General features: G+C 67.8%; 20 protein-coding genes. All 20 read left to right on the top strand.

Annotation, left to right across the window (positions count from 1 at the left end; translation table 11 throughout):
- Positions 1 to 15 precede the first annotated feature (15 nt).
- The 20 genes from R2910_03825 to R2910_03730 all read left to right on the top strand — a co-directional run bounded on the left by R2910_03825 (position 16) and on the right by R2910_03730 (position 14,261).
- Positions 16 to 2,793, top strand: a complete 2,778-nt coding sequence (locus R2910_03825) for an Ig-like domain-containing protein (GenBank protein ID MEZ4412098.1) — start codon at positions 16 to 18, stop codon at positions 2,791 to 2,793.
- 202 nt (positions 2,794 to 2,995) lie between these two features.
- Positions 2,996 to 3,382: a 30S ribosomal protein S12 gene (gene rpsL, locus R2910_03820; GenBank protein ID MEZ4412097.1), complete on the top strand. Its 387-nt coding sequence runs from the start codon at positions 2,996 to 2,998 to the stop codon at positions 3,380 to 3,382.
- Entirely contained in the window at positions 3,379 to 3,849 is a 471-nt protein-coding gene (rpsG, locus tag R2910_03815) for a 30S ribosomal protein S7 (protein ID MEZ4412096.1), read from the top strand. Before rpsL ends, rpsG begins: the two co-directional genes overlap by 4 nt.
- A gap of 231 nt (positions 3,850 to 4,080) precedes the next feature.
- Positions 4,081 to 6,180, top strand: coding sequence for an elongation factor G (fusA, locus tag R2910_03810; GenBank protein ID MEZ4412095.1), 2,100 nt, complete (start codon positions 4,081 to 4,083; stop codon positions 6,178 to 6,180).
- 50 nt (positions 6,181 to 6,230) lie between these two features.
- Positions 6,231 to 7,433 (top strand): elongation factor Tu, encoded by a 1,203-nt coding sequence (gene tuf / locus R2910_03805; protein MEZ4412094.1) that lies wholly within the window; start codon positions 6,231 to 6,233, stop codon positions 7,431 to 7,433.
- Positions 7,434 to 7,491: 58 nt separating this feature from the next.
- Entirely contained in the window at positions 7,492 to 7,800 is a 309-nt protein-coding gene (gene rpsJ / locus R2910_03800) for a 30S ribosomal protein S10 (protein ID MEZ4412093.1), read from the top strand.
- A gap of 2 nt (positions 7,801 to 7,802) precedes the next feature.
- Positions 7,803 to 8,429 (top strand): 50S ribosomal protein L3, encoded by a 627-nt coding sequence (gene rplC / locus R2910_03795; protein MEZ4412092.1) that lies wholly within the window; start codon positions 7,803 to 7,805, stop codon positions 8,427 to 8,429.
- Positions 8,422 to 9,240, top strand: coding sequence for a 50S ribosomal protein L4 (rplD, locus tag R2910_03790; GenBank protein MEZ4412091.1), 819 nt, complete (start codon positions 8,422 to 8,424; stop codon positions 9,238 to 9,240). The genes rplC and rplD overlap by 8 nt, the downstream gene beginning before the upstream one ends.
- Positions 9,241 to 9,528, top strand: a complete 288-nt coding sequence (gene rplW, locus R2910_03785; GenBank protein ID MEZ4412090.1) for a 50S ribosomal protein L23 — start codon at positions 9,241 to 9,243, stop codon at positions 9,526 to 9,528.
- A 4-nt stretch (positions 9,529 to 9,532) separates the two neighbouring features.
- Positions 9,533 to 10,372, top strand: a complete 840-nt coding sequence (rplB, locus tag R2910_03780) for a 50S ribosomal protein L2 (GenBank protein MEZ4412089.1) — start codon at positions 9,533 to 9,535, stop codon at positions 10,370 to 10,372.
- An 18-nt stretch (positions 10,373 to 10,390) separates the two neighbouring features.
- A complete protein-coding gene (gene rpsS, locus R2910_03775; protein MEZ4412088.1) occupies positions 10,391 to 10,681 on the top strand; it encodes a 30S ribosomal protein S19 in 291 nt (96 codons plus the stop codon).
- Positions 10,682 to 10,683: 2 nt separating this feature from the next.
- The gene (rplV, locus tag R2910_03770) at positions 10,684 to 11,040 is read left to right on the top strand and encodes a 50S ribosomal protein L22 (GenBank protein MEZ4412087.1); all 357 of its coding nucleotides are present in this window, start codon (positions 10,684 to 10,686) and stop codon (positions 11,038 to 11,040) included.
- Positions 11,040 to 11,699, top strand: a complete 660-nt coding sequence (rpsC, locus tag R2910_03765; protein ID MEZ4412086.1) for a 30S ribosomal protein S3 — start codon at positions 11,040 to 11,042, stop codon at positions 11,697 to 11,699. The genes rplV and rpsC overlap by 1 nt, the downstream gene beginning before the upstream one ends.
- A 5-nt stretch (positions 11,700 to 11,704) precedes the next feature.
- A complete protein-coding gene (rplP, locus tag R2910_03760) occupies positions 11,705 to 12,118 on the top strand; it encodes a 50S ribosomal protein L16 (protein MEZ4412085.1) in 414 nt (137 codons plus the stop codon).
- A 3-nt stretch (positions 12,119 to 12,121) separates the two neighbouring features.
- The gene (gene rpmC, locus R2910_03755; GenBank protein MEZ4412084.1) at positions 12,122 to 12,316 is read left to right on the top strand and encodes a 50S ribosomal protein L29; all 195 of its coding nucleotides are present in this window, start codon (positions 12,122 to 12,124) and stop codon (positions 12,314 to 12,316) included.
- Positions 12,317 to 12,325: 9 nt separating this feature from the next.
- Positions 12,326 to 12,598 carry a 30S ribosomal protein S17 gene (rpsQ, locus tag R2910_03750; GenBank protein ID MEZ4412083.1) on the top strand — a complete coding sequence of 91 codons (273 nt, stop codon included), beginning with the start codon at positions 12,326 to 12,328 and terminating at the stop codon, positions 12,596 to 12,598.
- Between the two features lie 19 nt (positions 12,599 to 12,617).
- Positions 12,618 to 12,986, top strand: coding sequence for a 50S ribosomal protein L14 (rplN, locus tag R2910_03745; protein ID MEZ4412082.1), 369 nt, complete (start codon positions 12,618 to 12,620; stop codon positions 12,984 to 12,986).
- 64 nt (positions 12,987 to 13,050) lie between these two features.
- Positions 13,051 to 13,368 carry a 50S ribosomal protein L24 gene (gene rplX, locus R2910_03740; protein MEZ4412081.1) on the top strand — a complete coding sequence of 106 codons (318 nt, stop codon included), beginning with the start codon at positions 13,051 to 13,053 and terminating at the stop codon, positions 13,366 to 13,368.
- 1 nt (position 13,369) lies between these two features.
- Complete coding sequence (gene rplE, locus R2910_03735; GenBank protein MEZ4412080.1) at positions 13,370 to 14,038, top strand: 50S ribosomal protein L5; 669 nt, start codon at positions 13,370 to 13,372, stop codon at positions 14,036 to 14,038.
- On the top strand, positions 13,965 to 14,261 hold the full coding sequence (locus R2910_03730) for a type Z 30S ribosomal protein S14 (GenBank protein ID MEZ4412079.1): 297 nt from the start codon (positions 13,965 to 13,967) through the stop codon (positions 14,259 to 14,261). Before rplE ends, R2910_03730 begins: the two co-directional genes overlap by 74 nt.
- Positions 14,262 to 14,276 lie beyond the last annotated feature (15 nt).

Genomic DNA, 14,276 nt, shown 5'->3' with positions numbered 1-14,276 from the left:
TTCAGGAGCCCCCTCATGACGCTGAATCGCGCTGGCATCCTGGCCGCCGTCGTGGCCGTCGGACTGACGAATGTGAACTGCTCGGACAGCGGGAACGGTGGCACGGCGCCCACGCCTGTCGCTACGACCCTCGCCCTCGTATCGGGCGACGCGCAGACGGCCACCGCCGGCGCGGCACTGGCCAACCCGATCACGGTCAAGGTGACGGACCAGAACGGCGCCGTCATGGCGAATGTGTCTGTGGCCTTTGCGGTGACCGCCGGCGGCGGGAGCGTCGCCGCAGCGAGCGTGACGACCAACGCGCAGGGTGAGGCGGCCACGACGTGGACGCTCGGTCCGATGGCCGGTGTGGGGTCCCACACCGCGACGGCCTCGGTGTCGGGGCTGACCGGATCCCCGGTGACCTTCACGGCCTCGGCCACGGCCGGCTCGGCAACCCAGATCGGCGCCTCGGCAGGGAACGCGCAGACCGGCGAGGTGGGTGCGGCGGTGGCCCAGGCCCCGACCGTCACGGTCCAGGACGCCAACAACAATCCGGTGGCCGGGGCGACGGTGACGTGGACGGTCATGGGTGGCGGCGGATCAGTGAGCGCAGGGACCTCGATGACCGATGCCGCGGGCGAGGCCTCCATCGGCTGGACCCTCGGACCGCTGGTCGGCGCCGACCTGCAGATGCTGCGCGCGTCGCTGGCGGGCGGGGCCAACGTGATGTTCACGGCCACCGCGGCGCTGACGGCCGGCACGCTGGCCATCAACGGCGGCGACAACCAGTCTGCCGTTGCGGGGACCGCCGTGGCCACCATGCCCTCCGTCCTGGTGAAGACGCCTGGGGCCAGCGGCGTGCCGGTGCAGGGCGTGACCGTCGATTGGGCCGTGACGGCCGGCGGCGGAACGCCCTCGGCGGCCTCGAGTGTCACCGACGCCTCGGGCATCGCCTCCGTCGGATGGACGCTCGGCGCCACGCCCGGGTCCAACAACCAGGGCTTGAGCGCGAGTTCTGCCGGGCTCACCGGCTCGCCGGTGGCCTTTGTGGCGAGCGCGACGGCGCCTCCGACGCAGATGGCACTGGTTTCTGGTGACGGGCAGACGGGGACGGCGGGGCAGGCCTTGGCCCAGCCGTTCGTGGTCGTGGTGGAGGACGCCGCCAACGCACCCGTGGCCGGGGTCGTCGTGAACTGGCAGGTGACGGCCGGCGGCGGGTCCGTCGCGGCGGCCACCGCCGTCACGGATGCGGCGGGCGAGGCGTCGATGACGCTGACCGTCGGCACCGCCGCGGGAACCGGCAATCAGACCGTCACGGCGGCGGTGGCCGGCCTGACGAACTCGCCGATCACCTTCACCGCCAGCGTCGTGGCGGGCGCGGCCTCCAAGATCGCACTGAGTTCGGGTAATGCGCAGACTGCGGTCGTCGGCACGGCGTTGTCGAATCCGCTTGCCGTCCTGGTCAGCGACCAGTACGACAATCCGGTCGCGGGCGCCACGGTCAACTGGGCCGCCGGCGCCGGGAGCGGGGCGACCGCCGTGGCATCGTCGATGACGAATGCCTCCGGCATCGCGACATCGGGTTGGACGATCGGCACGGTGGCCGGTACGGGGAACCAGTCCGCGACCGCGACCGCCGCGGGGCTGGCCGGGTCGCCGGTCAACTTCACGGCGTCGGCCACGGCCGGACCGGCAGCGACGCTTGCCATCTCGTCCGGCGACAACCAGTCGGCCGTGGCAGGTTCGCCGCTGCCGGCGGGGCTCGTGGTGCTGGTGACCGACGCCTACACCAACCCGGTCTCGGGCGTGACGGTCAACTGGGCGGCGGCGACGGGTGGCGGATCGGTCTCCGCGCCCACGTCGGTCACCTCGGCCACGGGCCTGGCGACGGTCTCCTGGACCCTGGGCGGTACGATCGGCGGGCAGACTGCCACCGCGTCGGTGGCCGGCACCACACCGGCCTCGGTGACCTTCAACGCCACGGCCACGGCGGTGGTCAGCAACTACAACGTCACCCTGCGCTACCTGACGGCCCTCTCGCCGTCGCGCCAGGCGGTCTTCGAAGCCGCCGCCACCCGGTGGAGCACGATCATCACCGGCGACCTGACCGACGTCAACGCCGCCGGCGTTCCGGCCGCTTCGTGCGGCGACAACTCGCCGGCCCTCAATGAGGTCATCGACGACATCCTCATCTTCGTCACCCTCGACTCCATCGACGGCCCGAGCAATATCCTGGGGTCGGCGGGCCCCTGCTACATCCGCAGCGGCACCAAGCTCTCCCTGATCGGCCAGATGAAGTTCGACACGGCGGACGTGGCGAATCTCGAGACGGCCGGTCTCTTCCAGGCGACCATCCTGCACGAGATGGGGCACGTGATCGGCATCGGGACGCTGTGGAAACAGGCCCCGTCGCTGCTGGTTGGCGACCAGACGGCCGATCCCTACTTCAGCGGAACGACCGCCATCGCGCAGTTCAACGCGAACGGCGGCGGCGTGTACGGGGGGATTCCCGTCCCCGTTGAGGCCACGGGAGGGCCGGGGACGGCGTACGGGCACTGGCGGGAGTCGGTCATGGGCAAGGAGCTGATGACCGGCTACATCAGCCTGATCGCGAACCCGCTGAGCACCATCACGGTGGGTTCGCTCGCCGACGCCGGGTACACGACCAGCTACGCCAACGCCGACCCGTACACGGTGAACGGAACCAACCTGCGGGCAGGCGACGCGGGGGGCCTGCGGCTCGTCGAGGGGGCGCCCGACTGGACCCTCAAGGCCATCGACGCCAGGGGGAGGATTACAAGGGTGCGGTAGGATTGTCTGCCCTAGGTACCAACTAATTGCTGGACAACAGGATACGGCCCCGTTCCTCTCCGTGCTGCCGTCGGCAGAGGGGGCGGGGCCGACCCGTTCCTGACCTGGACCCCCTCCCTTGACTCCCACCTGAACGCCCTCTATCTTTGGTGTCTGCCGCGGTTTGCGGCCATTTTATTCTGACCACGAACAAGTGCAGGGTATGCCGACTATCAACCAACTCGTCCGGAACGGTCGCAAGACGCCGGTCTACAAGGGCAAGTCGCCCGCGCTCAAGAGGAATCCCCTCCGGCGTGGCGTCTGCACCCGCGTCTACACCACGACGCCGAAGAAGCCGAACTCCGCGCTCCGCAAGGTCGCGAAGGTGCGTCTCACGAATGGGTTTGAAGTCATCGCCTACATCCCCGGCGAAGGGCACAACCTGCAGGAACACTCGATCGTGCTGATCCGCGGCGGCCGCGTGAAGGACTTGCCGGGCGTGCGCTATCACATCGTGCGGGGCAGCCTCGACACCGCCGGCGTCAATGATCGCCGCCAGTCGCGCTCGAAGTACGGCGCCAAGCGTCCGAAGGCCGGAGGGGCCAAGTGAGCCGCCGGAATTCCGCGGTCAAGCGGCCGGTGCCGCCCGATCCGCGCTACGACAGCCAGACGGTCAGCAAGTTCGTCAACAACCTGATGAACGACGGCAAGAAGAGCACGGCGGAAGGCATTTTCTACACCGCCATGGACCTGATCGAAGAGCGCACCGGGCAGCCGGGCGTCACGGTCTTCAAGCAGGCGGTCAACAACGCCAAGCCGGCGCTCGAAGTGAAGAGCCGCCGCGTCGGTGGCGCCTCGCTCCAGGTGCCGGTCGAGGTCCGTCCGGACCGTCGCGGCGCGCTGGCCATGCGGTGGATCATCGGGTACGCCCGGGACCGCACCGAGAAGACGATGGCGGAGCGGCTGGCCGCGGAGCTGATCCTGGCCGCCAAGGGCGAGGGCAGCACCATCAAGAAGAAGGAAGACACGCACCGCATGGCCGAGGCCAACCGGGCGTTCGCGCACTACCGCTGGTAGGCGCATAGAGCAGCTGGGTGAAGTGGCGAACCTGGTGTTCGCCAACAATCGGACCATGTGACGGCGGCGAGACCGCCTGCCACCTCTGGTCTTCCGACGAAACTGCGAGGGAGTCCTAGAGATTCCTCGTCTCGGGCGAATGCCCGGACGTGCGCGGAGCGATACCACGGGCATCTGCCCGGCTCGGTCGCCCCGCTTTTTCGCTGAATAGAGACCAGAGACAGGGACCGTATGTCGCGTCAAACACCGCTCGAACTGTACCGGAACATCGGCATCATGGCCCACATTGATGCCGGGAAGACGACTACGACCGAGCGTATCCTCTACTACACCGGCAAGAACTACAAGATCGGTGAAGTGCACGAGGGCGCGGCCACCATGGACTGGATGGAGCAGGAGCAGGAGCGGGGCATCACCATCACCTCCGCCGCCACGACCTGTTTCTGGATCCGCAACGGCATCACGCACCGGATCAACATCATCGACACCCCGGGCCACGTCGACTTCACGGTCGAGGTCGAGCGCTCGCTCCGGGTGCTCGACGGCGCGGTGACCCTGCTCGACTCGGTGGCGGGCGTGGAGCCGCAGACGGAGACCGTCTGGCGCCAGGCCGACCGGTACGGCGTGCCGCGGATCATCTTCGCGAACAAGATGGACCGGGTCGGCGCCGATTTCGACCGCTGCCTGACCATGATCCGGAACCGCCTGACCAAGCGCGCCTTCCCGCTCCAGCTGCCGGTCGGCTCGGGCGAGACGTTCACCGGCCACATCGACGTGCTGCGCCGGGTCGAGTACATCTTCGACGAGGCGAACCTGGGCAAGACCTTCACCGAGATGCCGGTGGCCGACGCCTTCAAGGAGCGCGTCGAGCAGGCCCGGCACGAGGTGATCGAGGCGGCGGTCGAGTCCGACGACGTGCTGATGGAGAAGTACCTGGCGGGCGAGGAGCTCTCGATGGAGGAGATCACCGTCGCGATCCGCAAGGCCACCTGCAACGGCTCGATCGTCCCGGTGCTCTGCGGCGCCTCGTTCAAGAACAAGGGCGTGCAGGCGCTGCTCGACGCGGTGATCGACTACCTGCCGAGCCCGGAGGACGTCAAGCCGGTGCAGGGGCACCTCCCGCTGCACGATGACACCCCCGCGTTCCGCTCGGCGAAGGACGACGAGCCGTTCTCGGCGCTGGCCTTCAAGGTGGCCACCGACCCGTACGTCGGCCGGCTGACCTTCTTCCGGGTGTACTCGGGCTCGCTGAAGTCGGGCAGCTACGTGTACAACAGCACGAAGGACAAGCGCGAGCGGGTGGGGCGGTTGCTCCAGATGCACGCGAACAAGCGGGAAGAGATCGAGGAAGTGTGGGCGGGCGACATCGGCGCGGCGATCGGCCTGAAGGACACCCGGACGGGCGACACGCTCTCGGATGAAGAGAAGCCGATCATCCTCGAGGCGATGAAGTTCCCGAACCCCGTCATCGACGTGGCCATCGAGCCGAAGACGAAGGCGGACCAGGACAAGCTGACCATCGCCCTGCAGAAGCTGCAGGAAGAGGACCCGACGTTCCGGGTCCGGACCGACGTCGAGACCGGCCAGACGATCATCGCGGGCATGGGCGAGCTCCACCTGGAAATCCTCGTGGACCGCATGAAGCGCGAGTTCAAGGTCGAGGCCAACGTCGGCAAGCCGCAGGTGGCCTTCCGCGAGACGATCCGGAAGCGGGTCGAGAACATCGAGGGCAAGTTCATCCGGCAGTCGGGCGGCAAGGGCCAGTACGGCCACGTCGTCATCCACGCGGAGCCGGCCGACGTCGGCCAGGGCTTCGTCTTCGAGGACAAGATCGTCGGCGGCGTCATTCCCCGGGAGTTCATCAAGCCGGTGGAGGCAGGCATCCGCGAGGCCCTCGAGGGCGGCGTGCTGGCCGGTTACCCGATGGTGGACGTGAAGGTGACGCTGGTCTACGGCAGCTACCACGACGTCGACTCGAGCGAAATGGCGTTCAAGATCGCCGGCTCGATGGCCGTGAAGGAAGCGGCGCGCCAGGCGCATCCCGTCCTGCTGGAGCCGGTCATGGAGGTCGAGGTGGTGAGCCCCTCGGACTTCCTGGGCGACGTCATCGGCGACCTGTCGAGCCGGCGTGGCAAGATTGGCGGCATGACCCAGCGCGGCGACGCGCAGGTGGTGGCCGCGGATGTCCCGTTGTCGGAAATGTTCGGGTACTCCACCACGCTCCGCAGCATGACGCAGGGGCGCGCGGTCTACTCGATGCAGTTTGACCATTACGAAGAAGTGCCGAAGAGCATTGCTGAAGGCATTATCACGAAGCAACAGAAAGGCTGAGGCCGAGAGGCACTCAGCGGACTCCCCACATCTCGACAGGATAGCGAGCCATGGCGAAGGCAAAATTTGAGCGGAAGAAGCCGCACGTGAACGTGGGCACCATCGGCCACGTCGACCACGGGAAGACCACCCTGACGGCGGCGCTGACCAAGGTGTCGCACGATCGCGGCTGGGGCACCAAGTACATCCCGTACGACGAGGTGGCCAAGGCCTCCGAGTCGCAGGGGCGGCGTGACTCCACCAAGATCCTGACGATCGCCACCTCGCACGTCGAGTACGAGACCGAGAATCGTCACTACGCGCACGTCGACTGCCCCGGGCACGCCGACTACGTGAAGAACATGATCACCGGCGCGGCGCAGATGGACGGCGCCATCCTGGTGGTGTCGGCCACCGACGGCCCGATGCCCCAGACCCGCGAGCACATCCTCCTGGCCCGCCAGGTGAACGTGCCCTCGATCGTCGTGTTCCTGAACAAGTGCGACCTCGTGGACGACGAAGAGCTCCTCGACCTGGTCGAGCTCGAGGTGCGCGAGCTCCTCAGCGCCTACCAGTACCCGGGCGACGACACGCCGGTCATCCGCGGCTCGGCCATGAAGGCCATCGAGGGCGACGCCACCTATCTCGCGAAGATGGACGAGCTCTACAACGCGCTCGACACCTTCATCCCCGAGCCGGTGCGCGACGTGGAGAAGCCGTTCCTGATGCCGGTCGAGGACGTCTTCTCGATCACCGGCCGCGGCACGGTGGCCACGGGCCGTATCGAGCGCGGCAAGATCAAGGTCGGCGAGGAAGTCGCGCTGGTCGGCTTCGGGTCCGAGAAGAAGACGGTCGTCACGGGCGTCGAGATGTTCCGGAAGCTCCTCGACGACGGCCAGGCGGGCGACAACGTCGGCCTCCTGCTCCGCGGCGTGGAAAAGAACGACATCGAGCGCGGCATGGTCCTGGCCAAGCCGGGTTCCGTCACCCCGCACACCCACTTCGAGGCCGAAGTGTACGTGCTCCGCAAGGAAGAGGGCGGCCGGCACACCCCGTTCTTCAAGGGGTACCGTCCCCAGTTCTACTTCCGGACCACCGACGTGACCGGTTCCGTTGAGCTGCCGGCCGGCGTGGAGATGGTCATGCCGGGCGACAACATCGGCGTCAAGGTGGAACTGATCACCCCGATCGCCATGGATGAAGGCCTCCGCTTCGCCATCCGCGAGGGTGGCCGGACCGTCGGCGCGGGCGTCGTCACCAAGATCCTGAAGTAAGCAGCTACACGGCAAGCCGCGGGCGCTGCCCGCGGCCTCTACCAGAAACGAGAGAGTCATGGCCCAGAAGATTCGCATTCGCCTGAAGGCGTTCGACCACGTGGTGCTGGACCAGGCCGCGGCGGACATCGTGCGCACGGCGGAAAAGACCGGCGCCCAGGTGTCCGGGCCGATCCCCCTCCCGATGAAGATCGAGCGGTGGACAGTGCTGCGCAGCCCGCACGTGGACAAGAAGAGCCGGGAGCAGTTCGAGCTCCGGACTCACAAGCGCCTGCTCGACATCAACGACTCTCGCCCGCAGACGGTGGACGCGCTGACGAAGCTCGACCTCCCGGCCGGCGTGGACGTCGAGATCAAGGTCCAGTAGCCATGACGAACGGACTCATTGGCCGGAAGCTCGGCATGACGAGGCTCTTCGCCGAGGACGGCACCGCGACACCGGTGACGGTGATCGAGGCGGGCCCCTGCCAGGTGGTGCAGGTCAAGACCGGCACGGTGCAGCTGGGCTTCGGCGCGCAGAAGACGAAGAACGCGAGCCAGGCGGAACTCGGGCACGCGAAGGCGGCGGGGCTCGAGGTGGCGCCCCGGATCATCCGGGAATTCGACGTGGCGGGTGACACCGTGCCGGCGGCGGGCTCGACCGTGACGGTCGAGATCTTCGCGGCGGGCGAGCGGGTCAAGGTGACCGGCACCACCAAGGGCAAGGGCTTCCAGGGCGTGGTCAAGCGCCACGGCTTCGGCGGCGGCCCGGCGTCCCACGGCAACACGCGGCACCGGAAGCCGGGCTCCATCGGGCCGGGCACCAATCCGTCCCGCGTCATCAAGGGCAAGAAGATGCCGGGCCACCATGGCGCGGCACGTCACACCGAGCTCGGCCTGACGGTCGTGCAGGTGGATGCCGAACGGAATCTCCTCTTCGTGCGCGGGGCCATTCCCGGGTCGAAGAACGGCATCGTGACCGTCTCCAAGCAGGGAGGCAAGAGCCGCCATGATTGAGGCTCCGCTGTATTCCGCCGCAGGCGCCAAGCTGAAGACGCCGTTTGCCCTGCCGGCCGAGACCTTTGACGGTACGGTGCACCAGCCGGTCCTCCACGAGGCCGTGAAGGTGTACCTGAACAACCAGCGCCAGGGCACGCAGAAGGCCAAGACCCGGGCGGAAGTGTCGGGCGGCAACCAGAAGCCCTGGAAGCAGAAGGGCACCGGTCGCGCGCGGCAGGGCACCACGCGGGCTCCGCACTGGCGGGGCGGTGGCGTGGCGTTCGCGCCAGTCCCGCGCGATTACCGCACCGGCATCCCGAAGAAGGTGCGCCAGCTGGCGCGGAAGTCGGCGCTCAACGCCCGCGCGGCCGACGGCCTGCTGGCGGTGGTGGAGCGGCTGGATTTTGCGTCGCCCAAGACGAAGGAAATGACGGCGCTCCTCGGCAAGCTCGGGTTCGAGGGCCGGAAGGTCCTCGTGCTGACGCACGGCATCAACACCGCGGCCTACCTGAGCGCCCGGAACCTGCCGCGCGCCGGCGTGCTGCCGTACACCGACGCCTCGGCCTACGACATCCTGTGGGCGGACGCGCTGGTGGTGGAGCAGGGCGCGCTGGGCGGCGAGGTGAGCACCGCGACCGACGCGGCGGCCGCCCCGAAGACGACCAAGAAGGCGGCCAAGCCGAAGGTGGCCAAGGCGGCCAAGGCCAAGGCGGCCCCGAAGAAGAAGGCGGCGCCGAAGGCGAAGGCGCCCAAGGTCAAGGCCCCGAAGGCCGGCGCGCGGCGCAGCACCGCCCGCAAGGCCGAGCCGAAGAAGAAAGGCAGCGAGTAAATGCCCGCCCTGCATGAAGTGATCGTCAAGCCGCTGATCACCGAGAAGAGCTCGGCGGCCTACCAGGCGCGCAAGGAATACGCGTTTCACGTGCATCCCGACGCGAACAAGTACCAGATCCGGGATGCGCTCCTGAAGTTGTTCGGCGTCACCGCCACCGACGTCCGCACCATGCAGATGCGGCGGCACGAGGTGACCCGGGGCCGCACGCGGGGCGCGACCGCCCGGTGGAAGAAGGCCATCGTCGTCCTCAAGGACGGCGAGACGCTTCCGGTATTCGAGGGCTGAGCCAATGACCATTCGACAGTTTCGCCCGATGACGGCCGGCACGCGGTTCCGCTCGGTCTCCGGGTTCGACGAGATCACGCGCGGCACGCCGGAGAAGTCCCTGGTCGAGCCGCTTCCGAAGAGCGGTGGCCGGAACAACAAGGGGCACCTGACCGTCCGGCACATCGGCGGCGGGCACAAGCGCCAGTACCGGAAGATCGACTTCAAGCGCAACAAGTTCGGGATTCCGGCCAAGGTGGCGGAAATCGAGTACGACCCGAACCGGACGGCGCGCATCGCGCTGCTGGTGTACGCCGACGGCGAGAAGCGCTACATCCTGCATCCGACCGGCCTGAAGCAGGGCGACGCGGTGATGTCGGGCCCGGGCGCGGACATCCGGCTCGGCAACGCGGTGCCGCTCTCCGAAGTGCCGCTCGGCACGATGGTGCACAACGTGGAGCTCAAGATCGGGAAGGGCGGCCAGATGGCGCGCTCGGCCGGGTCGGGCTGCCAGGTGGTGGCCAAGGAAGGCGATTACGTGACGCTCCGCCTCAAGTCGACCGAGGTGCGGCGGATTCACGGTCGGTGCATGGCCACGATCGGCGAAGTCGGCAACTCCGAGCACGAGCTGCTGTCGGTCGGCAAGGCCGGCAAGAGCCGCTGGCTCGGCATCAAGCCGAGCGTCCGCGGCGTCGCGATGAACCCGGTCGACCACCCGTTGGGTGGCGGCGAGGGCAAGTCGTCGGGCGGCCGTCCGCCGGTCTCGCCGTGGGGCAAGGCCGAAGGCAAGAAGACACGGCACCACAAGAAGGCGTCCACCAAGCACATCGTGCGCGGCCGTCGCCGCGGCAAGGCCACGAAGTAGGCCACTGGGGATTCAGACATGGCACGTAGCATCAAGAAGGGCCCGTTCGTCCAGGACGCACTGCTCCTGAAGGTCGAGGCCCTGAACCAGAAAAACGAGAAGAAGGTCGTGAAGACCTGGAGCCGGGCGAGCACGATCCTGCCCGAGTTCGTGGGGCACACCTTCGCCGTCCACAACGGCAACAAGTTCGTGCCGGTGTACGTGACGGAAAACATGGTGGGGCACAAGCTGGGCGAATTCTCGCCCACGCGACTGTTCCGCGGCCACAGCGGCAAGATCGTGGCGGACAAGAAGGCCAAGCCGGAGTGACGATGCCAGGCACAGCGATTCAGCGGCTGGTGCGCCAGTCGCCCCAGAAGATGCGTCTCGTCGCGGACCTGATCCGCGGCAAGGACGTGAACGAGGCGTACGCGATCCTCAAGTTCAACAAGAAGCTGGCGGCGCGGCAAATCGAGAAGACGCTGAAGTCGGCGGTCTCGAACGCCGAGCAGCTCGCCTTGCGGGACAACGAGGCGTTCGACGTGGACGCGCTCTACGTGTCGAAGGCGATGGTGGACATGGGGCAGCCGCTCAAGCGGTTCACCGCCGCGGCACAGGGCCGCGCGACCCCGATCCGCAAGCGGACCAGCCATGTGACGATTCACGTGGCCACGAAGGGGAGCATCTAATGGGGCAGAAGACCCATCCGATCGGTTTCCGGCTCGGCATCGTCCAGCCGTGGCGGTCCCGCTGGTTTGCCACCAAGGACATGCCGGCGCTGCTCAAGGAAGACGAGCTGATCCGGAAGTACCTGCGGGCGCGCCTCGGGCACGCGGCCATCGCCGACATCCACATCGAGCGGAAGCCGGGCAAGGTGACCGTGACGGTGCACACCGGGCGTCCGGGCGTGGTCATCGGCAAGCGCGGCGCGGAGGTGGACAAGCTGCGCGACGAGCTGGCGCAGCTGACCGGCAAGGAAGCCGCGATCAACGTCGAGGAGATCAAGCGGCCCGAGATCGCGTCGCAGCTGGTGGCCGACAACATCGCGCACCAGCTGGTGCAGCGCATCTCGTTCCGCCGCGCCATGAAGCGCGCGGTGCAGAGCGCCATGCGGATGGGCGCCCAGGGGATCCGCGTGCGGGTCTCGGGCCGCCTCGGCGGGTCGGAAATCGCGCGGACCGAGGGGTACCGCGAGGGCCGGGTGCCGCTCCACACGCTGCGGGCGGACATCGACTACGCGACCTCGACGGCCAAGACGACCTACGGCACGATCGGGATCAAGGTCTGGATCTTCAAGGGTGAGGTGGTCGAGGAAATGACCGGCCGCACCTACAGCACGGGGGCCTGAGGACCATGCTGGCACCGAAGCGGGTGAAGTTTCGCAAGACGTTCAAGGGCCGGACCAAGGGCATCGCCTCGCGTGGCATTGCGGTGTCGTTCGGCGAGTTCGCCATCAAGACGCTCGATCCGGGCTGGATCACGAACCGGCAGATCGAGGCGGCGCGTGTCGCCATGACCCGTGAAATGAAGCGCGGCGGCAAGGTGTGGATCCGGATCTTTCCGGACAAGCCGATCACGAAGAAGCCGGCCGAGACGCGCATGGGCAAGGGGAAGGGCAATCCCGAGGGCTGGGTGGCCGTGGTGCGGCCGGGCCGGGTGCTCTTCGAGGTCGAAGGGGTGACCGAGGAGCTGGCGCGGAAGGCCCTGGCGCTGGCCCAGGCCAAGCTGCCGGTGCGCACGCGCTTCGTCAAGCGCGAGGAGATCTAGGCAATGAACGCGACTGAATTGCGGGACCTGTCCGACGACGAGCTGAAGGCCAAGCTCGCGGAGCTGAAGGAAGAGCGGTTCCGGCTGCGCTTCCGGTCGGCGAGTGAGTCGATTGACAACCCGATGCGGTTCCGGACGTTGCGCCGGGACACCGCGCGGATTCTGACGGTCCTGCGCTCGCGCACGACCAATTCGTAAGGGCACATCATGGCTGAAGAGACCACCGCGACGACCCGCCTGCAGCGGAAGACCCGCACCGGCGTCGTCAAGAGCGACAAGATGCAGAAGACGGTCACCGTCACGCTGACCCGGCGTTTTGCGCACGCGGTCTACGGGAAGATGATGACCCGGACCATCACGGTGAAGGCGCGGGATGAGCACGGCGCGAAGGTGGGGGACACCGTCCGCCTGATGGAAACGCGGCCGCTTGCCAAGACCGTGAACTGGCGCGTGACCGAGATCGTCAAGCGGGCCAAGTAGCCCACGTAACGAGGAACACATGGTTCAGCAAGAGAGCATTCTCAGAATCGCGGACAATTCCGGCGCTCGCAAGGCGCTGGTGATCCGCGTCCTCGGCGGGAGCCGGCGCCGCTACGCGGGCCTCGGCGACACCGTGGTGGTGGCCATCAAGGACGCCATCCCGACCGGCCAGGTGAAGAAGGGCGACGTGGCCAAGGCGGTCATCGTGCGCACCGCGAAGGAGACCCGCCGCAAGGACGGCTCCTACATCCGGTTCGACGAGAACGCCGCGGTCCTGATCGATGACAAGGGCGAGCCGCGGGCCACCCGCATCTTCGGTCCCGTGGCGCGCGAGCTCCGCGAGAAGCGTTACATGAAGATCGTCTCGCTGGCGCCGGAGGTCCTGTAACATGAAGCCGCTCGTATACAAGAAGGCCAAGCGGGTCCGGCAGAAGCCGGTGGTCCGCCACTCGATGCCGATCACCAAGGGCGACACCGTCCAGGTCGTCTCGGGCGACGACAAGGGGAAGCGGGGGAAGGTGCTCCGCGTGTACCCGAAGACGGGCCGCGTGACGGTCGACGGGGTGAACGTGGTCAAGCGGCACCGCCGCGCCACGCAGAACACCGAGGGGGGGATCATCGAGTTCCCGGCGCCGATCCATCACTCGAAGACCATGCTGATCGACCCCAAGAGCGGTGAGCCGACGCGCGTGCGCCGGCGCCGCGACACCGACGGGACGGTCGAGCGCCTTGCCGTGAAGTCCGGGCAGCCGATTCCGAGGAGCAGGTAAGATGGCGACCACGAAGGAGAAGGCCCCGAAGGCGGGTGGCGCGGCGAAGGCGGGCAAGGAGAAGGCCGCCGTCGGCGCCACCGACGCGGCGCCGAAGGCCGCCGAGGGTACGCCCCGGCTGCAGACGTACTACGAGACGACGGTTCGTCCGCGCCTGGTGCAGCAGTTTGGCATCGCGAACCCGATGCAGGTGCCCCGGATCACGAAGGTGGTCCTGAACGTCGGCATGGGCGAGGCGAGCAAGACCCCGAAGCTGCTGGACGCGGTGGTGTCGGAGCTCGCGCAGATCACCGGGCAGAAGCCGGTCATCACCCGCGCCAAGAAGTCGATCGCCAACTTCGGCCTCCGGGCCGGGGTGCCGGTCGGCGCCTCGGTCACCTTGCGGGGCGCGCGGATGTACGAGTTCCTCGACCGGTTCATCTCGATCGCGGTGCCGCGGGTCCGGGACTTCCGCGGGCTGGCGAACAAGAGCTTCGACGGCCGGGGCAACTACACGACCGGCATCAAGGAGCAGTTGATTTTCCCCGAGATCGACTACGACAAGGTCGAGAAGATCCACGGGATGGACATCACGGTGGTGACGAACGCCGGGCGGGATGACCTGGCAATGGCGCTTCTTCGCGAGCTCGGCTGGCCGTTCCGCGGCGAGACGCCGGTCCCGATGGCGTGAAACCCCGGCGCCCTGCGCGGCGCCACCAGGAGAAACGATGGCAAAGACCAGTTGGATTGAACGAGCCAAGCGCACGCCCAAGTTCAAGGTGCGCGCCGTCCGCCGGTGTGCACGGTGCGGGCGGTCACGGGCAGTCCTGCGCAAGTTCGGCCTCTGCCGAATCTGCTTTCGAGAGCTCGCGCTGAAGGGGGAAATCCCGGGCGTGCGCAAGGCCAGTTGGTAAGGGGACGCAAGTAAC

The sequence above is a fragment of the Gemmatimonadales bacterium genome, from assembly GCA_041390145.1.
In the GTDB taxonomy this organism is placed as follows: Bacteria; Gemmatimonadota; Gemmatimonadetes; order Gemmatimonadales; family GWC2-71-9; genus SPDF01.
Note: the sequence above shows the minus strand (reverse complement) of the source record. Positions and strands in the feature narration are given on the sequence as shown.